The sequence below is a fragment of the Mycobacteriales bacterium genome, assembly GCA_040902655.1.
GTDB lineage: Bacteria > Actinomycetota > Actinomycetes > Mycobacteriales > SCTD01 > SCTD01.
The window spans coordinates 149,509-168,755 of the sequence record JBBDWV010000016.1 but is presented as its reverse complement, the minus strand read 5'-3'; the positions used below and the strand labels follow the sequence as shown (position 1 = coordinate 168,755).

Below are 19,247 nucleotides of genomic sequence, written 5' to 3'. Positions count from 1 at the left end.
GCCAGTTTGGAAGACTGGGGCTCTACCATTGAGCTACGCCCGCGCGAGGGCAGGGGCCTACAGTGGCCCCAGTCACGCGGGGCGTAGCGTAGTGGCTAGCGCGCCTGCTTTGGGAGCAGGAGATCGGGAGTTCGAGTCTCCCCGCCCCGACCGCCCTCCCTGCTGCGGTGCGCTCCGCCATGCCACTTCGCGAGAGGACCGCCCCAGTGCAGAGCGCCGTCGAGACCCTGAGCCCTACGAGGGTCCGCCTCTCGGTCGAGGTTCCGTTCGACGAGCTCAAGCCCGAGCTCGACAAGGCGTACAAGACCATCGGCGCCCAGGTCAAGGTGCAGGGCTTCCGGCCGGGCAAGGTCCCGCCGCGCATCCTGGACCAGCGGGTCGGCCGCGGCGTCGTGCTCGACGAGGCGGTGCAGGAGGCGCTGCCGCGGCTGTACTCCGAGGCCGTCACCGAGGCGGGCGTGTCGCCGGTCGGCCGGCCCGAGGTCGACGTCACCCAGCTCGACGACGGCACCTCGCTGTCGTTCACTGCCGAGGTCGACGTCCGCCCGGAGTTCGCCCTGCCGGCGTACGACAGCCTCAGCGTCACCGTCGCCGACGCCGCGGTCGCCGACGAGGACGTCACGAAGCAGGTCGACGAGCTGCGCGAGCGGTTCGCCAAACTGGTGCCGGTCGAGCGTGCTGCGGCCGACGGTGACTTCGTCACTCTCGACCTGGCCGCGACCGTCGACGGCCAGGAGGTGCCGGGCGGCACCGCGCAGGGGCTGTCGTACCAGATCGGCTCTGGGGACCTACTAGACGGGCTGGACGAGGCCGTCACGGGCAGGAGCGCCGGCGACGCCACCACCTTCAGCACCACGCTGGTGGCCGGTGAGTACGAAGGACAGTCGGCGGAGGTCGCCGTCACCGTCCAGGCCGTCAACGAGCGGGAGTTGCCGGAGGCCGACGACACCTGGGCCGAGAGCACCGGCTTCGCGTCCTTCGAGGAGTTGCAGGCCGACGTGCGCGGGCGCCTGGAACGCATGAAGAAGCTGGAGCAGGGGGTGGAGGCCCGCGACAGGGTGCTCGAGGCGCTGCTGGCGCAGGTCGAGGCGCCGCTGCCCCAGTCCGTGGTCGAGGCCGAGATCGAGTGGCGCCGCGAGAGCACCACACAGCAGCTGCAGCAGGCGGGGATGACCCTGGACCAGTACCTCGAGCGCGAGGGCAAGGGCGAGGAGGAGTTCGCCGAGGAGATCCGCGAGGGTGCGGCCACGGCCGTGAAGGCCCAGCTGGTCCTGGACGCGGTCGCCGATGCCGAGCAGCTCGGCGTCAGCGAGGCAGAACTCGCCGACCAGGTCGTGCGGCGCGCCCAGCGCGCCAACATCTCGCCGGACCAGTACGCCCAGTCGGTCGTCCAGTCCGGCCAGCTGCAGGGCCTGTACGCGGAGATCCGCCGCGGCAAGGCCCTGGCCACCGTCATGGAGGCGGCGACCATCACGGACGCCTCCGGCAATGCGGTGGACCTCGAGGACCTGCGCGACGACATGCCGGCGAGCGAGGACACCCAGCTCGACGAGGACGGCCGGCCGTTCCACACCCACCCCGACGGCTCGGTCCACTACCTCGACGAGCAGTAGCCGCCGGCGTCTTCGCCCTCGGCGAAACGGGCCGGTGCAGGGGACTGCCCGTCCGCGCCCGGCGTTAGGGTCGCTACGCACGCCCGTCAAGGACGGCGCGACCGGCCCTCCGCCGGCCGCCGGCCCCGAGCCCCGAGGCAGGCCACACCGTGACCCAGACAGACCCCGCGACCGGGCTGGTCGTCCCCGCCAGCCTGAGCGTCGCCAGCTCCACGCCGTCCGGCCGCGCTCCCGGCAGTGAGGTGGGCCTGGACGCGCAGGTGTTCAACCGGCTGCTCAAGGAGCGGATCATCTTCCTCGGCTCGCAGGTGATGGACGAGGTCGCCAACGCGATCTGCGCCCAGCTGTTGCTGCTGGCCGCGGAGGACCCCGAGCGGGACATCTTCCTCTACATCAACAGCCCGGGCGGCTCGATCACGGCGGGCATGGCCATTTACGACACGATGCAGTTCGTCGAGAACGACGTCGCCACCGTCGGCCTGGGCCTGGCGGCCTCGATGGGGCAGTTCCTGCTCTGCGCCGGTGCGAAGGGCAAGCGGTACGCCACCCCGCACACGCGCATCCTCATGCACCAGCCGCTCGGCGGCATCGGTGGCACCGCGGCCGACATCGCGATCCAGGCCGAGCAGATGCTGTACGTCAAGAAGCAGATGGCCGAGCGCATCTCCTTCCATACCGGGCAGTCGGAGGAACAGATCGAGAAGGACTCAGACCGGGACCGCTGGTTCTCCGCGCAGGAAGCCAAGGAGTACGGCTTCATCGACCACGTCATCACCGGAGCCAAGGACGTCCCGTCCGGTGCCGGCACCCGGGCCTAGGAGGGCTAGCACATGTCGTTCTCGGACCCGATGAACTACACGATCCCGATCGTCATCGAGCAGACGTCCCGCGGGGAGCGCTCGTTCGACATCTACAGCCGGCTTCTCAAGGAACGCATCATCTTCCTGGGCACGCCGATCGACGACGGCGTCGCCAACGTCGTGATGGCCCAGCTGCTCCACCTCGAATCCGAGGACCCGGACCGCGACATCAACATGTACATCAACAGTCCGGGCGGCTCGTTCACCGCGTTGACCGCCATCTACGACACGATGCGCTTCGTCAAGCCCGAGATCCAGACGATCTGCATGGGACAGGCCGCCTCGGCCGCGGCCGTCATCCTGGCCGCCGGCAGCAAGGGCAAGCGCCTCGCGCTCGAGCACGCCCGTGTGCTCATCCACCAGCCCTCCGGCGGCGGCGAAGGCCAGGCGTCCGACATCGAGGGTCAGGCGCGGGAGATCCTGCGCATGCGCGACCTGCTCGAGGAGATGCTCGCCCGCGACACGGGCCGCGACGTCGCGCTGATCCGCAAGGACATCGAGCGCGACAAGATCCTCACGGCGCGAGAGGCCGTGGAGTACGGGATCATCGACGAGGTCGTCGCGTCCCGCAAGATCGCCACCGGCTCCTCGTCGGCTGCCGGCCGGTAGCCGAGGCCGCCGCAGGGCCGGTCCGGCCGGCGCTGCGGCGGAGCGCCCGCCGTCCTCGGCTTGGCGTAGAAGCACTGGATCTGACGGTGTCAGGCGGTACGGTCGAAGGACAGGACCCGGGTCCGCCGGGACGACAGGGACGAGGTACTCCGAGGTGGCACGCATCGGTGACGGCGGCGACCTGCTGAAGTGCTCGTTCTGCGGGAAGTCGCAGAAGCAGGTCAAGAAGCTCATCGCGGGTCCCGGCGTCTACATCTGCGACGAGTGCATCGACCTCTGCAACGAGATCATCGAGGAGGAGCTCAGCGAGAGCTCCGAGCTCAAGTGGGACGAGCTCCCCAAGCCGCGCGAGATCTACGACTTCCTCGACTCCTACGTCATCGGCCAGGACACCGCGAAGCGGACCCTGGCGGTGGCCGTCTACAACCACTACAAGCGGGTCCAGGCCGTGGGCAACGACAAGGACCCGGTCGAGCTGCAGAAGAGCAACATCCTGCTGCTGGGCCCGACCGGTTGCGGCAAGACGCTGCTGGCGCAGACCTTGGCCAAGATGCTCAACGTCCCGTTCGCGATCGCCGACGCGACGGCGCTGACCGAGGCCGGCTACGTCGGTGAGGACGTCGAGAACATCCTGCTCAAGCTCATCCAGGCGGCCGACTACGACGTCAAGAAGGCCGAGACGGGCATCATCTACATCGACGAGGTCGACAAGATCGCCCGCAAGAGCGAGAACCCGTCGATCACCCGCGACGTGTCGGGCGAGGGTGTGCAGCAGGCCCTGCTGAAGATCCTGGAGGGCACGACCGCGTCGGTCCCGCCGCAGGGGGGCCGCAAGCACCCGCACCAGGAGTTCATCCAGATCGACACGACCAACGTCCTGTTCATCGTCGGCGGCGCCTTCGCCGGGCTCGACAAGGTGATCGAGCAGCGCATCGGCAAGAAGGCGGTCGGCTTCGGGGCCGTGCTGCACTCCAAGCACGAGGTCGATGCCGGCAACGTCTTCGGTGACGCGATGCCCGAGGACCTGCTGAAGTACGGCATGATCCCGGAGTTCATCGGCCGACTGCCGGTGCTCACCAGCGTGCACAACCTCGACCGCGACGCGCTCATCCAGATCCTCACCGAGCCCAAGAACGCGCTCATCCGGCAGTACCGGCGGCTGTTCGACCTCGACGGCGTCGAGCTCGAGTTCACCGACGACGCGCTCGAGGCGGTCGCCGACCAGGCCGTCCTGCGCGGCACCGGCGCCCGTGGCCTGCGGGCGATCCTCGAGGAGGTCCTGCTCTCGGTGATGTACGACCTGCCCAGCCGAGGTGACGTCGCCAAGTGCGTGGTGACCCGTGAGGTCGTGCTCGAGCACGTCAACCCGACTCTCGTGCCGCGTGACGCCGCGGCGCCCGCCCGCCGCGAGCGGCGCGAGAAGTCCGCCTAGTCCTGGCCTAGTCCCTGCTTGCGTCCTGCATGCTGAGCCTGACTCCGCTCCAGGTAGCAGGACGCTACGGGGGTCACTCCACGCGGAAACCGGCCACCTGGCGGGCCTGCACCACCAGCGAGTCCGTGCTGTCCCAGATCTCGCACTCCTCGTCCAGCCAGCCGGCCTGCACCAGCTTGGCCCGCTGCACCACGCGCAGCCACCCGTCCACCGGCTGGCAGCGCAGCAAGACGGTGAGCTCCACCCCGGGGCCGTAGGACCAGGAGTCGGACAGGTCGAGATCGGCTGTGGCGGAGGCGATGGGTGCGGTCACGACGAGCGAGGCTACGGACGCCGGAAACCGGCTCGTGCCCCTCCCTAGACTGACCCCGTGACCGACTCCTCCCGCGTGCCCGAGCGTCCGACCCTCGACGGCCTCGAGGCGAAGTGGGACGCGGTATGGCAGGAGCAGGGCGTCTACCGGTTCGACCGCACGGCCGAGCGGCCCGCGGTCTACGCCATCGACACGCCGCCTCCGACGGTGTCCGGCAGCCTGCACATCGGTCACGTCTTCAGCTACACGCACACCGACCTGATCGCGCGCTACCAGCGGATGAGCGGCAAGCGCGTCTTCTACCCGATGGGCTGGGACGACAACGGGCTGCCGACCGAGCGCCGGGTGCAGAACTTCTACGGCGTGCGCTGCGACCCGAGCCGGCCCTACGACGCGTCCTACCAGCCGCCGGCCGACAGCGGGGCGCTCGCGAAGGGCACGCCGCAGGTCAGCATCAGCCGGCAGAACTTCGTCGAGCTGTGTCACGAGCTGACGGGCAGCGACGAGAAGGTCTTCGAGCAGACCTTCCGGCACCTCGGCCTGTCGGTGGACTGGAACCACACCTACGAGACCATTGGTGACCGCTCGCGCCGCGCTGCCCAGCGGGCCTTCCTGCGGAACCTCGCGCGCGGTGAGGCGTACGCCACCGAGGCCCCGACGCTCTGGGACGTCGACTTCAAGACAGCGGTGGCCCAGGCCGAGCTGGCCGACCGCGAGCTGCCCGGCGCCTACCACCGGATCGGCTTCCGCAAGCCGGTCGGCGAGCCGGTCTTCATCGAGACCACCCGGCCGGAGCTGATCCCGGCCTGCGTCGCGCTGGTCGCGCACCCGGACGACGAGCGCTACCAGCCGCTGTTCGGCAGCACCGTGACCACGCCGCTGTTCGGGGTCCGGGTGCCGGTGCACGCGCACGAGCTGGCCGATCCCGCCAAGGGCTCCGGCATCGCGATGATCTGCACCTTCGGCGACACCACCGACGTGACCTGGTGGCGCGAGCTGGACCTGCCGGTGCGCAGCATCGTCGGTCGCGACGGGCGCCTCCTGCAGAACGCCCCGGAGGGCGTCGGCGGCCCGTACCCCGAGCTGGCCGGCAAGACGGTGAAGCAGGCGCAGAAGCGGATCGTCGAGATGCTCGCCGAGTCGGGGGACCTGGTCGGCGAGCCGAAGCCGATCACGCACCCGGTGAAGTTCTACGAGAAGGGCGACCGGCCGCTCGAGATCGTCACCAGCCGGCAGTGGTACCTCCGCAACGGCGGCCGCGACACCGACCTGCGCGAGGAGCTGGTCGGCCGCGGCAAGGAGCTGGTCTGGCATCCCGGCTTCATGCAGAGTCGGTACGAGAACTGGGTCGGCGGGCTCAACGGTGACTGGCTGATCAGCCGGCAGCGCTTCTTCGGCGTGCCGTTCCCGCTGTGGTACCGCCTCGACGACGGCGGCGAGCCGCTCTACGACGCCCCGCTGCTGCCGGACGAGGCCGACCTGCCGATCGATCCCACCAGCGACGTGCCCACCGGCTACACCGCCGGGCAACGCGACCGGCCAGGCGGATTCACCGCCGACCCGGATGTGATGGACACCTGGGCGACCTCGTCGATGTCGCCGCAGATCGCCGGTGGCTGGGAGCAGGACGCGGACCTGTTCGCGCGGGTGTTCCCGTACGACCTGCGCCCGCAGGGCCACGACATCATCCGTACCTGGCTGTTCTCGACGGTGGTGCGCAGCCACCACGAGCACGGCTCGCTGCCGTGGACGGACGCGGCGCTGTCCGGCTGGATCCTGGACCCGGACCGCAAGAAGATGAGCAAGTCGGTCGGCAACGTCGTGACGCCGATGGGGCTGCTCGAGCAGCACGGCACCGACGCCGTGCGCTACTGGGCGGCCAACGGCCGGCTCGGGACCGACACCGCCTTCGACGAGGGCCAGATGAAGGTCGGCCGGCGGCTGGCGGTCAAGCTGCTCAACGCCTCGAAGTTCGCGCTCGGCTTCCCGCAGGCGGACAGCGGTCCGGTGACCGAGGCGGTCGACCGCGCGCTGCTCGCCCGGCTGGCCGACGTCCTCGACGAGGCCACGCGCGCCTTCGCGGCCTACGACTTCACCCGTGCGCTCGAACGCACCGAGGACTTCTTCTGGTCGTTCTGCGACGACTACATCGAGCTGGTCAAGGGGCGCGCCTACAGCCAGGGTGCCGAGGCCGACAGCGCCAACCGCGCGCTGCGCATCGCGCTCGACACGCTGCTGCGGCTGTTCGCGCCGGTGCTGCCGTTCGTCACCGAGGAGGTCTGGTCCTGGTGGCAGGACGGCTCGGTGCACGCGCAGGCGTGGCCGGACGCCGCTGCACTGCGCGCGGTCGCAGGGGACCCGCCCGATTGCCTGCCCGTCGCCTCCGAGGTCCTGCAGTCCGTGCGGCGTGCCAAGAGCGAGGCGAAGGTGTCCATGCGGACCCCCGTCACCTCCCTGACGGTGACCGCACCGGAGCAGGTGCTCGAGCTGTTCGGGCTGGTGGAGCGCGATCTGCGCAACGCCGGCGTCGTCGAGCAGGTGACGGCCCGGATCGGCACCGAGCTCGGCGTCGACACGGTTCTCGGCGAGCCGCCGCCGAAGCAGAACCGGTGACGCTCCAGCAAGTGCTCGCAGACCTGGCGACCCGCTATCCGGCCGAGGACACGATGGTTCCGGACCTCGAGCGGATCGCCCTGCTGTGCGACCTGCTCGGTTCGCCGCAGAAGTCCTACCCGTCGATCCACCTGACCGGCACCAACGGCAAGAGCAGCACCGCCCGGATGATCGACGCGCTGCTGCAGGGCTTCGGTCTGCGGCCCGGCCGCTACACCAGCCCGCACCTGGACTCGATCACCGAGCGGATCACCGTCGACGGGCAGCCGCTGACCGAGCAGCAGTTCGCTGCGGTCCACGACGAGCTGGCGCCGTACGTCGAGCTCGTCGACTCCCGGATGCCTGAGCGGCTCACCTTCTTCGAGGTGCTCACGGCGATGGCTTTCGCGGCCTTCGCCGACGCGCCGGTCGACGTCGCCGTGCTGGAGGTCGGCCTCGGCGGCTCGTGGGATGCCACCAACCTGGTCGAGGCAGCCACCGCCGTCGTGCTGCCGGTGGGCCTGGACCACGTGCCGCTGCTCGGCACCACGCTGACAGAGATCGCCACCGAGAAGGCCGGGATCATCCACCCGGGTGCCACCGTCGTGCTCGCCTCGCAGCAACCGGAGGCCGCGGAGGTGCTGCTGCGGCGGTGCGCCGAGGTCGACGCCACCGTCGCGCGGGAGGGCATGGAGTTCGGGGTCGTCTCGCGCGCCACCGCGGTCGGTGGTCAGCTGCTCTCGCTGCAGGGGCTCTCCGGTCGCTACGACGACATCTACCTGCCGCTGCACGGCGCGCACCAGGCCGCGAACGCCGCAGCGGCGCTCGCGGCCGTCGAGGCGTTCCTGGGCGGCGGTGACAAGGGCCTGCTCGACCCGGACCTGGTACGAGAAGGCTTCGCGCGCACGGCCTCCCCCGGCCGGCTCGAGGTCGTGCGGACCAGCCCGACGGTGCTGCTCGACGCCGCCCACAACGCCCCTGGGATGGCTGCGACCGTCGCGGCGCTCACCGACGCCTTCGCCTTCACGCACCTGGTCGCGGTGGTCGCGGTGCTCCGCGACAAGGACGTGCCGGCGATGCTCGGGGTGCTCGAGCCCGCCGTCGCCCAGCTGGTCGTGACGCAGAACGGCTCGCCGCGCGCGATGCCGGTCGACGTCCTGGCCGACCTCGCGCGGGACGTCTTCGGGGAGGACCGCGTCCAGATCGAGGACGCCCTCGACGACGCGCTGTCCACGGCGGTCGGGCTGGCCGACGCGGAGGCGGAGTACGGCGGTGCGGGCGTGCTGGTGACCGGCTCGGTGGTCACCGTCGGCGAGGCCAGGACGCTGCTCCACCGGGGTTGACCGCCAGTCCGCAGCTCCGACGGCTCCGACGGCGATCTTCTCCCGACTGGATCGGCAGCAGACGCGCCGGCGTGTCCGATGCCGATCCAGTCGGCAGAAGATCCTCACCGCGCGGGCCGTCGGCGCCTGGTGCGATCGGCCGCCGGTAGCCTCGGGCGCAACCGTCTACCAAGGAGTCCCCTGTGCAGCGCACCCTCGTCCTCGTCAAGCCCGACGGTGTCCGCCGCGGCCTCGCCGGCGAGGTCATCTCGCGGCTGGAGAAGAAGGGGCTGGCCCTCGTCGCGATGGAGCTGCGCACCCTGGACCGCCCGACCGCCGAGGAGCACTACGGCGAGCACCGTGAGCGGCCGTTCTTCGGGGAGCTGGTCGACTTCATCACCGGTGGCCCGCTGGTCGCGCTGGTCGTGGAGGGCCCGCATGCCGTCGCCGGCACCCGTCGCCTGATGGGCGTCACCAACCCGGTGGAGGCCACCCCCGGCTCGATCCGCGGCGACTACGCCCTCGAGATCGGCCAGAACCTGGTCCACGGCAGCGACTCCGAGGAGTCGGCCAAGCGCGAGATCGGCATCTTCTTCCCCTCGCTGTGAGGCCGGCGCGCCTGTGAGGCCGGCGCGCCTGTGAGGCCGGCGCGTCCGTGCGGCTGGTGCGACTGTGAGCCCGGCGCGTCCGTGCGGCCGGCGGCGGCCGCGGCACTACGCTGCGGACCCCGCCCGCACCACCCGGAAGGTCCCTCACCACCATGGCGAAGAGCAGCGCCCTGTCCTTCCTCGGCCGTGACATGGCAATCGATCTGGGTACGGCGAACACCCTCGTCTACGTCCGTGGCCGGGGCATCGTGCTCAACGAGCCCAGCGTGGTCGCCGTCGACAGCAAGACCGGAGGCATCGTCGCGGTCGGCATCGAGGCCAAGCGGATGATCGGCCGCACCCCCGGCAACATCACGGCGATCCGGCCACTGCGTGACGGTGTGATCGCCGACTTCGACACCACCGAGCGGATGCTGCGCTACTTCATCCAGAAGGTGCACAGGCGCCGGCACTTCGCCAAGCCGCGGGTCATCGTCTGCGTCCCCAGCGGCATCACCGGTGTCGAGCAGCGGGCGGTGAAGGACGCCGGCTACCAGGCCGGTGCGCGCAAGGTCTACATCATCGAGGAACCGATGGCCGCGGCGATCGGGGCCGGACTCCCGGTGCACGAACCGACCGGCAACATGGTCGTGGACATCGGTGGCGGCACCACGGAGGTGGCCGTCATCAGTCTCGGCGGCATCGTCACCGCCATCTCGATCCGCACCGGCGGAGACGAGCTCGACCACGCCATCATCGCCTACGTCAAGAAGGAGTACTCCCTGCTGCTCGGGGAGCGCACGGCCGAGGAGATCAAGATGTCCATCGGGTCGGCCTTCCCGAGGCCGGACGAGCCGGTCGCCGAGATCCGTGGCCGGGATCTGGTCTCCGGACTGCCGAAGACGATCACGGTCAGCGCGCAGGAGATCCGTAAGGCAATCGAGGAGCCGGTCAACGCCATCCTCGACGCGGTCAAGACGACGCTGGACAGCTGCCCGCCGGAGCTGTCCGGCGACGTGATGGACCGGGGCATCGTGCTCACCGGCGGCGGCGCGCTGTTGACCGGCCTGGACGAGCGGCTGCGCCACGAGACCGGGATGCCGGTGCACGTCGCTGACAAGCCGCTGGACTCTGTGGCCGTCGGCACCGGCAAGTGCGTCGAGGAGTTCGAGGCCCTCAAGCAGGTCCTCATCTCCGAGCCGCGCCGCTAGTCCGTGCGTGGGCCCCGGCTGCTGCTGGTCCTCCTCCTGCTCACCGCCTTCACGCTGACCGCTCTGGACGCCCGGTCCGGGGAGGGCTCCCGGTTCGATGCCGTACGCCGCGGCGCCGACGCGGTGCTCGGCCCCGCCCAGCGGGCGGTAGGAGGGGTGGCAGGCGGTGTCGGCCGGCTGTTCGACGGCGCGGACAGGGAGCAGCTGCGCCGTCTCCGCGACGAGAACGCCCGGTTGCGGGCCGAGCTCGTGCGCGGGGAGGCCGACCGGCGCCGGGCCGCCGAGCTGGATGCGTTGCTCGCGCTGAACGACGCCGGGACCTACACGTTCGTGCCGGCCCGGGTGGTGGCAGTGGGCTCGGCCTTCGGCTTCGAGCTGACGGCGACTCTCGACGCCGGCAGCCGCGACGGCGTCGAGCCGGGCCAGACCGTCGTGAACGGGGACGGACTGGTCGGCCGGACCACCCGCGTCGGCCCGTTCACCAGCACCGTCCTGCTACTGACCGACCCCGGCTTCACCGTCGGCGCCCGGCTGACCCGCCAGGGGACCTTCGGCCTGGCGACCGGTGACGGCTCGGGTCGGTTGAGCTACGAGCTGGTCGAGGGTGGCCGGGTGGAGCAGGGCGACGGGCTGCTGACGACCGGTTCGCAGACCTTCGTCCCGGGGGTGCCGATCGGTCGGGTCGTCTCCGTGGAGCCCGCCGGAGCGTTGGTCACCACCGCCCACGTCCAGCCGTTCGTCCACGTCGGCGCGCTCGACCTCGTCGGCATCGTGACGTCGCCGCCGCGCAGCACCCCGCGGGTGCCGGTGCCCTCGACGTGACCGCTCCCCGCCTGCTGCTCGGCGCGACGACGGTGCTGGTCGCCCTGGTGCTGCAGACGACAGCGCTCACGTGGCTGCCCCTGCCCGGCGGTGGCCCGGACCTGCTGCTGGTGCTCGTCGTCGCGTTCGCGCTCACCGAGGGAGCGTTGTCCGGGACGGCAACGGGCTTCGTGACGGGGCTGCTCGCCGACCTCGTCAGCGACCATGAGCTGGGTCGCGTCGCCCTGGCCTACGCCCTCGTCGGGTACCTCGCGGGGCTGGCCGGTGACGGCCGTTCCTCCTCGCGCGTCCGGCCGCTGGTGACGGTTGCCGCCGCCGCCACGGGAGCGGTGGCGATCTACGCGCTGGAGGGCCTGCTGCTCGGCGATCCGCGCATCACGGCGGCGGCCTTCGGCAGCTCGCTCGGCGGGACGGTCCCCTACTCTGTGCTCCTCGCGCCGGTGGTCGTCCCGGTCGTCGACGCCCTGCTGCGCAGGGTCGGCGAGGACCGCGTGGGCTGGTGAGCGGCGGGCAGGAGGGGGGCTGATGAGCGACCGGTCGCGGCTCCGGCTGTTCGTCCTGCGAGTCGTCGTCCTCGCCATCCTGGCGACCCTGTTCGGCCGGCTGTGGTACCTGCAGGTCTATGCGAGCGAGGAGTACGCCGCGGCGGCCAGCGCCAACCGGGTGCGCGAGGTCGTGCAGCCGGCGCCGCGCGGCGAGGTCCACGACGCGCGCGGCACGCCGCTGGTGCGTAACCGCACGGCCCTGGTCGTGACCGTCAGTCGCTCGACCGTCCTGCGGCAGCACGACGGCGGCCAGGCCGTTCTCGCCCGGCTCGGCGCGGTGCTCGGCCGGCCGGCGGAGGCACTCGCCCAGCAGATCCGGCCGTGCGGCGGGAGCGTCCAGCCGCCGTGCTGGCGCGGCTCGCCGTACCGGCCGGTGCCCGTCGCGGAGTTCGACGCGGGCGACCGGGCCAGCCTGACGAAGGTGCTCCAGATCGAGGAGCACCGTGAGGACTTCCCCGGTGTGCGAGCGCAGTTCACGCCGGTCCGGGACTACCCGCAGGGGCGGCTGGCGGCGCACGTCCTGGGTTATCTCGGCCCGATCAGCCCCGACGAGGTGGACCAGCCGGAGTACGACGGCGTACAGCCCAGCTCCCTGGTCGGCCGGGCCGGCATCGAGGCGACCTACGAGGCGTCGCTGCGCGGTCAGGACGGGATCCAGCGGCTGCTCGTCGACCACGTCGGCACGGTCACCGGCTCCGACGGGGAGACGGCGCCGCGGCCGGGGGACACGCTGGTGCTGTCGCTCGACGCCGCAGTGCAGAAGGTCGCCGAGGACGCGCTGGCGCGGGGCATCGAGCGGGCACGGGGGATGCGCGCGCGGGGGAGCGGCGATCCGCTGGTCGCCGACTCCGGCTCCGTCGTGGTGCTGGAGGCGCAGAGCGGCCGCCTGGTCGCGATGGCCAGCTACCCGTCGTACGACCCGGCGGTGTTCGTGGGCGGCGCCTCGCCGGGCGAGTACGCCCAGCTCATGGACGAGAGCCGGGGCGCGCCGCTGGTCTTCCGGGCGATCCAGGGCGCCTACGCGCCGGCGTCCACCTTCAAGGTGGTGTCGGCGGCGGCCGCGGTGGCCAGCGGCGACTACCCGCTGGCCGGCCGCTACCCGTGCCCCGGTGTCTACCGCCCGACCGGGCAGCGCAACTTCGGCTCGGCCTCGTTCGGCACGATCGACCTGCGGAAGGCGCTGGTCAAGTCCTGCGACACGGTCTTCTACAAGTTCGGCTACGAGCAGTGGCTGCGCGACGGTGGAAACCGGCCGGTCGAGCGGCCGCGGGACCCGATGATCCGGATGGCCCAGGCGTTCGGTCTCGGCGAGCGCACCGGCATCGACCTGCCCAGCGAGCGGCGCGGCACCATCGCCGACCGCGCCTACAAGCAGGCCTACTGGGAGGCGACCCGCGAGAACCGCTGCAAGGGCGCCCAGAACACGGCACTTCCGCGGGAGCGGCGGCGGGCCAACCAGGAGTTCTGCGACGAGGGCTTCCGCTTCCGCGGCGGTGACGCGACGAACTTCGCGATCGGCCAGGGCGACACCCTCGTCACGCCGCTGCAGCTGGCGACCGTCTACGCCGCGATCGCCAACGGCGGCAAGGTCCTCGAGCCGCACGTCGGGTGGGCGCTGCGGTCGCCGGCCGGCGAGGTCCGCGAGATCGCCCCGAAGCTGCGCAGTACCGTCCCGGTCGACCCGCTCGCGCTGGGCTACCTGCGCGACGCGTTGGCGGGGGTGACGCAGCCCGGCGGGACGGCGGCACGCGCCTTCGCCGGCGCGCCGGTCGCGGTGGCCGGCAAGACCGGCACCGGCGAGGTCGCCAACCGTCAGGACACCTCCTGGTTCGCGTCCTACGCGCCGGTCGCCCGCCCGGAGCTGGTCGTCGTCGGGATCGTCTCGCAGGGCGGGACCGGCGGCACCGTTGCAGCGCCGATGGTGCGTGAGATCTACGACGGCATCTACGGGTCGGGCGGCACGGGTCGGGCGGCCCCGGCCCTGCCGGACGTTCGGCCGGGCGGCGCATGAGGGACAGCGGGTCGACGACCCGGCTGGCTCCGATCGCGCTGGGCCGCCGGGACGCGTCGTTGCGCGAGCGGGCGATGGGCGTCGACTCGCCGCTGCGCCGGCTCGACTGGCTGCTGGCGCTCGCCGTCGCCGCTCTGGTCGGCCTCGGGTCGCTGCTCGTCTGGTCGGCCACCCGGCAGCGCCTGCTCGACACCGACCTCGACCCCACGACGTTCGTCGAACGGCACCTGCTCAACGCCGTGATCGGCCTGGCTCTGGCCAGCCTGGCTGCGCTGATCGACTATCGGACGCTGCGGGCGTACGCCCCCTTCGTCTACGCGGCTGCCTTGCTGGGGTTGGTCGCTGTGCTGTCGCCGCTCGGCAGGACGGTCAACGGCGCGCACTCCTGGATCGTGCTCGGCGGCGGCCTACAGGTGCAGCCGTCGGAGTTCGCCAAGGTCGCGCTCGTGGTCGGCGTGGCCATGCTGCTCGCCGAGAAGCGCGACATCGAGGAGGAACCACGCCACGGCGACGTCCTGCTCGTGCTCGCGCTCGCGGCGGTGCCGATCGCGCTGGTCCTGCTCCAGCCGGACCTCGGAACGGTGCTCGTGCTCGTGTTCATCGTGCTCGGCATGCTGGCCATCGCCGGCGCCTCGGCCGGGTGGGTCGTCGGCCTGGTCCTGGCCGGGGCCGTCGTCTGTGTCGGGGCGGTGCAGCTGGGCGTGCTCGCCGACTACCAGGTGGACCGGTTCGCCGCTTTCACCAACCCCGCGCTCGACCCGCGCGGGGCCGGCTACAACACCAACCAGGCCCGCATCGCGATCGGCTCCGGCGGCCTGTCCGGCAAGGGGCTGTTCCAGGGCACGCAGACACGTGGTCGGTTCATCCCGGAACAGCAGACCGACTTCATCTTCACCGTCGCGGGGGAGGAGCTGGGGCTGCGGGGCGGAGCCGTGCTGCTCGGCCTGTTGGGGGTCGTCCTGTGGCGCGGTCTGCGGATCGCGGCGCGCGCGACCGACGCCTTCGGCCGGCTCGTGGCGGCGGGTGTCGTGTGCTGGTTCGCCTTCCAGAGCTTCGTCAACGTCGGGATGACCCTGGGGATCATGCCGGTCACCGGGCTGCCGCTGCCCTTCGTGAGCTACGGCGGCTCGGCGATGTTCGCCAACCTGCTCGCCGTCGGCCTGCTCCAGAACGTCCACCTGCGCAGCCGCGAGCTGTAGCCGGCCGGCCGGCCGGCTACAGCTCCGGCCGCCTGCCCCGGCTCCTGCCCCGGCCCCCCGCCCCTCCCTCCGGTGATCTTCTGCCATCTGGATCCGCAGCGGACTCGCCGGCGCGTCTGCTGCCGATCCACACGGCAGAAGATCACGACAGGGTGTGCCGGCGCTCCTGGTCGCGGGCGGTCGCGAGCACCCGTGCGACGAGCACCTTCTGGCGGCAGCGCGTCTCGAACCAGACGCAGCGTTCCGTGCGCCAGCCGCGGGCGTCCGAGATCCGGTCGCGGCGCTGGTCGCGCGCGGCCATCCGCGTGCCCGCGTGCCCGGCCTTGCCGTCGGCCTCCACGGCGAGCCTCAGCCGCCGGTCGGCCAGGTCGAAGCGGGCCAGGATCCGCCCCGACTCGTCGTAGAGCCGCTGCTGTGGCTCGAGCCCGGGCAGGTGCGGCTTCAGCACGAGCCGCACCAGGGTCTCGTGCGGCGACTCGGCACGCCCGTCGGCCAGCCGGACAGCCTCACGCAGCGGCGTGAGTCCCGCCTGCCAGCGCTGCTGCCGCACCAGCACGTCGAGGTCGGCGGTCGACAGCAGCTCCCGGTGCAGGAGCGCGTCGAGCAGGCACACCAGCGAATCGGACTGCAGCAGCAGGGCGCAGTCCACGAGTGTCTGCGCGTACGAGGTGACGTGCAACCCGCTCGGCAGCTGCAGGACCTGCTCGGCCGTGTACCGCCGACGGTGCCGGGTGAGGGTGCGGGTCTGGCCGTCCGAGGTGGTGGAGTGCAGCGGGCTGCCGCCCCAGCGCAGGGCCACGTCGTCCAGCAGGTGCTCGCGGCCGCCCGTCGCCGGGTCGCGGTCGTCGACGAGCGGCAGGTCGTGCAGACGCGCCGCCAGCCGGCCGCAGGCGACCGCTGCGACCACCTCCTTGCCGTGGATGTCCCGGTGCGGCTGTCCGCCGCCGCTCGCCAGTACGGCCGCGAAGCCGCGCTGCTCCAGGTCGAGCGCGTAGCCGCCGTCCGCGTAGACGCCGGACCACGGCGCCTGCCACTCACCGCGCCGCACGAGCGCGTCGATCCGACCACGGGTGGTCACGGCCAGCGCCTGCTTCCGCGTCCAGACGCCTCGCGTGGTGGAGCCCAGCTCAGCCAGTTCGCCCATGACCGGCACCTCAGCGGGCGACTGCCTCGCATACCAGCCCGTCGGCCCGGACTGTGGACAGGAGTGGATCTTCTGGCAGCTGGATCCGCAGCGGACCCGCCGGCGCGTCTGCTGCCGATCCAGACGGCAGAAGATCACCGGGCATCGGAGAGAGATCAGCGACCCTCGACAGTCGCACGTAGCCTGGTCACATGCCCGTCGAGAGCCTGTTCCCCCGCCTCGAGCCGCTGCTGCCCAGCGTGAGCAAGCCGATCCAGTACGTCGGCGGCGAGCTCAACAGCACCGTCAAGGACTGGGACAGCTGCGACGTCCGCTGGGCGCTGATGTACCCCGACGCCTACGAGGTCGGCCTGCCCAACCAGGGCGTCATGATCCTGTACGAGGTGCTCAACGAGCAGCCGGGCACCCTGGCCGAGCGGACCTACAGCGTGTGGCCCGATCTGGCGGCGAAGATGCGCGAGGCGGGCGTCCCGCAGTTCACCGTCGACGCGCACCGCCCGGTCCGCGACTTCGACGTCCTCGGCGTGAGCTTCTCCACCGAGCTCGGTTACACGAACATGATCGAGGCGCTCGACCTCGCCGGCATCCCGCTGCACGCGAAGGACCGCGACGAGACCCACCCGATCGTGCTTGCGGGCGGCCACGCAGCCTTCAACCCCGAGCCGATCGCGGACTTCCTCGACGCTGCGGTCCTGGGCGACGGCGAGCAGGCCGTCCTCGAGATGAGCGCGGTGATCCGGCAGGCCAAGCACGACGGCGCCGACCGCGAGGAGACGCTGCTCCGGCTGGCCCGCGCCGGCGGCGTCTATGTCCCGCGCTTCTACGACGTCGACTATCTGCCCGACGGCCGCATCGCCCGCGTCGTCCCGAACCGCCCGGACGTGCCGTTCCGCGTGCACAAGCGCACCGTCATGGACCTCGACGAGTGGCCCTATCCCAAGTCGCCGCTGGTGCCGCTGGCCGAGACGGTGCACGAGCGGATGAGCGTCGAGATCTTCCGCGGCTGCACCCGCGGCTGCCGGTTCTGCCAGGCAGGCATGATCACCCGACCCGTGCGCGAGCGCTCGATCACCGGCATCGGCGAGATGGTGAAGACCGGCCTCAAGGCGACCGGCTACGAGGAGGTCGGCCTGCTCTCGCTGTCCAGCGCCGACCACTCCGAGATCGGCGAGGTCGCCAAGGGGCTGGCAGACCGCTACGAGGGCACCCAGACCAGCCTGTCCCTGCCGAGCACCCGCGTCGACGCGTTCAACATCGATCTCGCCCAGGAGCTCAGCAGGAACGGAAGAAGGTCCGGCCTCACCTTCGCGCCCGAGGGCGGCTCGGAGCGGCTGCGCGCGGTCATCAACAAGATGGTCAGCAAGCAGGACCTCATCGACACCGTCACCACGGCGTACGGCGCGGGCTGGCGGCAGGTCAAGCTCTACTTCATGGTCGGCCTGCCGACGGAGACCGACGAGGACGTCCTCGAGATCGCCGAGATGGCAAGGGAAGTCATCCGCGCCGGCCGGCAGGTCACCGGCACGCGGGACGTGCGCTGCACCGTCTCCATCGGGGGCTTCGTGCCCAAGCCGCACACGCCTTTCCAGTGGGCCGGCCAGCTCGACCACGAGACGACTGACCGCCGCCTGAAGCTGCTGCGCAACGCCATCTCGAGCGACAAGAGCACCGCCAAGGCGATCGGCTACCGCTATCACGACGGCAAGCCCGGCATCGTCGAAGGCCTGCTCAGCAGAGGTGACCGACGCATCGGTGCCGTGATCGAGCAGGTGTGGCGCGACGGCGGGAAGTTCGACGGCTGGAGCGAGCACTTCTCCTACGACCGCTGGATGGCGGCGGCGCGCAAGCAGGGCGTCGACGTCGGCTGGTACACCACCCGCGAGCGCGAGGAGAGCGAGGTCCTGCCCTGGGACCACCTTGACTCCGGGCTGGACAAGGAGTGGCTGTGGAGCGACTGGCAGGACGCACTGGCCGAGCAGGACCTCGACGACTGCCGCTGGATCCCCTGCTTCGACTGCGGCGTCTGCCCGCAGATGGGCACCGACATCCAGATCGGCCCGACCGGCAAGACGCTGCTGCCGCTCACTGTCGTGCAGAACCCGTTGAGCGCCCTATGAGCAAAGGATGCGGCCGGTGCCCCGTCCGGCACGAGCCGGTGCGCCGGATGCCTCCGGAGCGAGCTGGGGTGCGGTAGGTGGCCAAGCAGCCGACCGGGCCGCCCCCGCCGCCGCCGGTCCAGAAGCTGCGCCTGCGCTACACCAAGCGCGGCCGGCTGCGCTTCACCAGCCACCGCGACATCGCCCGCGCCTTCGAGCGGGCGCTGCGGCGCGCGCAGGTGCCGATGGCCTACTCCGCCGGGTTCTCGCCGCACCCCAAGATCAGCTGGGTCGGCGCGGCGCCCACCGGGGTGGCGAGCGAGGCGGAGTACGTCGAGATCAGCGTCGCCGAGCGGGTCGACCTCGTACGGCTGAAGTCGGCGCTGGACGAGAGCCTGCCCGCCGGCATCGACATCACCGAGGTGGTGGAAGCGCCCGCAGGCAGCAGCCTGCCGGACCGGATCGAGGCGTCGCAGTGGTCGATCCGGCTGCCTGGCGTGCCGCTCGAGACGGCCCGTCAGGCGGTCGCCGCCTTCCTGTCCACGGACGCCGTCCCGGTCCAGCGGCTGATGAAGGCCGGGCTGCGCGAGCTCGACGCGCGGGCCGCTGTTGTCAGCATGTCCGCGGCAGGTGATCAGGACTGTGCGACACTTTCCGTGGTCGTACGGCACGTGACGCCTGCTGTTCGACCCGACGACGTTCTCTCCGGACTCCGGTCCGCGGCCGACCTCGTACCGCCGGTGCCCCCCGAGGCCACCCGGTACGCGCAGGGGCCGCTCTCCGAGCCCGGCGGGGTCGGCGATCCGCTCGCACCCGACCGGCTGACGGCCGAAGGGGCAACGCGAACAGTCGCAGATCTCGAGCAGACCGCCGCCGGCGCTCCGTCCTAGA

16 protein-coding genes and 1 tRNA gene are annotated in these 19,247 nt (G+C 71.5%); 15 read left to right on the top strand and 2 right to left on the bottom strand.

Going from position 1 to position 19,247, the window contains the following annotated elements:
* The first annotated feature begins 77 nt into the window (after nt 1-77).
* The 5 genes from WD794_04770 (at nt 78) to clpX (ending at nt 4,514) form a co-directional block, all read left to right on the top strand.
* A tRNA-Pro gene (locus tag WD794_04770) sits at nt 78-150 on the top strand.
* A 56-nt stretch (nt 151-206) separates the two neighbouring features.
* A complete protein-coding gene (gene tig, locus WD794_04765) occupies nt 207-1,613 on the top strand; it encodes a trigger factor (protein MEX2289624.1) in 1,407 nt (468 codons plus the stop codon).
* Nucleotides 1,614-1,855: 242 nt separating this feature from the next.
* Nucleotides 1,856-2,431: an ATP-dependent Clp protease proteolytic subunit gene (locus tag WD794_04760; GenBank protein MEX2289623.1), complete on the top strand. Its 576-nt coding sequence runs from the start codon at nt 1,856-1,858 to the stop codon at nt 2,429-2,431.
* 12 nt (nt 2,432-2,443) lie between these two features.
* Entirely contained in the window at nt 2,444-3,082 is a 639-nt protein-coding gene (locus tag WD794_04755) for an ATP-dependent Clp protease proteolytic subunit (protein ID MEX2289622.1), read from the top strand.
* A 154-nt stretch (nt 3,083-3,236) separates the two neighbouring features.
* Nucleotides 3,237-4,514 (top strand): ATP-dependent Clp protease ATP-binding subunit ClpX, encoded by a 1,278-nt coding sequence (gene clpX / locus WD794_04750; GenBank protein MEX2289621.1) that lies wholly within the window; start codon nt 3,237-3,239, stop codon nt 4,512-4,514.
* 73 nt (nt 4,515-4,587) lie between these two features.
* On the opposite strand, the gene WD794_04745 is transcribed toward clpX, so the two are convergent.
* On the bottom strand, nt 4,588-4,959 hold the full coding sequence (locus tag WD794_04745) for a hypothetical protein (GenBank protein MEX2289620.1): 372 nt from the start codon (nt 4,957-4,959) through the stop codon (nt 4,588-4,590).
* Between WD794_04745 and valS the strand changes: the two genes are divergently transcribed.
* The 8 genes from valS (at nt 4,885) to rodA (ending at nt 15,116) form a co-directional block, all read left to right on the top strand.
* Nucleotides 4,885-7,440, top strand: a complete 2,556-nt coding sequence (gene valS / locus WD794_04740) for a valine--tRNA ligase (GenBank protein MEX2289619.1) — start codon at nt 4,885-4,887, stop codon at nt 7,438-7,440. The genes WD794_04745 and valS overlap by 75 nt on opposite strands.
* Nucleotides 7,437-8,762, top strand: a complete 1,326-nt coding sequence (locus WD794_04735) for a folylpolyglutamate synthase/dihydrofolate synthase family protein (protein MEX2289618.1) — start codon at nt 7,437-7,439, stop codon at nt 8,760-8,762. The genes valS and WD794_04735 overlap by 4 nt, the downstream gene beginning before the upstream one ends.
* A gap of 182 nt (nt 8,763-8,944) precedes the next feature.
* The gene (ndk, locus tag WD794_04730) at nt 8,945-9,349 is read left to right on the top strand and encodes a nucleoside-diphosphate kinase (protein ID MEX2289617.1); all 405 of its coding nucleotides are present in this window, start codon (nt 8,945-8,947) and stop codon (nt 9,347-9,349) included.
* Nucleotides 9,350-9,519: 170 nt separating this feature from the next.
* Nucleotides 9,520-10,539, top strand: a complete 1,020-nt coding sequence (locus tag WD794_04725) for a rod shape-determining protein (protein ID MEX2289616.1) — start codon at nt 9,520-9,522, stop codon at nt 10,537-10,539.
* 3 nt (nt 10,540-10,542) lie between these two features.
* Nucleotides 10,543-11,361, top strand: coding sequence for a rod shape-determining protein MreC (gene mreC, locus WD794_04720; GenBank protein MEX2289615.1), 819 nt, complete (start codon nt 10,543-10,545; stop codon nt 11,359-11,361).
* Complete coding sequence (mreD, locus tag WD794_04715; protein ID MEX2289614.1) at nt 11,358-11,864, top strand: rod shape-determining protein MreD; 507 nt, start codon at nt 11,358-11,360, stop codon at nt 11,862-11,864. The genes mreC and mreD overlap by 4 nt, the downstream gene beginning before the upstream one ends.
* A gap of 22 nt (nt 11,865-11,886) precedes the next feature.
* Complete coding sequence (mrdA, locus tag WD794_04710) at nt 11,887-13,917, top strand: penicillin-binding protein 2 (protein MEX2289613.1); 2,031 nt, start codon at nt 11,887-11,889, stop codon at nt 13,915-13,917.
* The gene (gene rodA / locus WD794_04705) at nt 13,914-15,116 is read left to right on the top strand and encodes a rod shape-determining protein RodA (GenBank protein MEX2289612.1); all 1,203 of its coding nucleotides are present in this window, start codon (nt 13,914-13,916) and stop codon (nt 15,114-15,116) included. Before mrdA ends, rodA begins: the two co-directional genes overlap by 4 nt.
* 142 nt (nt 15,117-15,258) lie before the next feature.
* Here the strand turns inward: rodA and WD794_04700 are convergent, their stop codons facing one another.
* Nucleotides 15,259-16,260 carry a hypothetical protein gene (locus WD794_04700; GenBank protein ID MEX2289611.1) on the bottom strand — a complete coding sequence of 334 codons (1,002 nt, stop codon included), beginning with the start codon at nt 16,258-16,260 and terminating at the stop codon, nt 15,259-15,261.
* 191 nt (nt 16,261-16,451) lie between these two features.
* Between WD794_04700 and WD794_04695 the strand changes: the two genes are divergently transcribed.
* Complete coding sequence (locus tag WD794_04695) at nt 16,452-18,377, top strand: TIGR03960 family B12-binding radical SAM protein (GenBank protein MEX2289610.1); 1,926 nt, start codon at nt 16,452-16,454, stop codon at nt 18,375-18,377.
* Between the two features lie 77 nt (nt 18,378-18,454).
* The gene (locus WD794_04690) at nt 18,455-19,246 is read left to right on the top strand and encodes a TIGR03936 family radical SAM-associated protein (GenBank protein ID MEX2289609.1); all 792 of its coding nucleotides are present in this window, start codon (nt 18,455-18,457) and stop codon (nt 19,244-19,246) included.
* Nucleotide 19,247 lies beyond the last annotated feature (1 nt).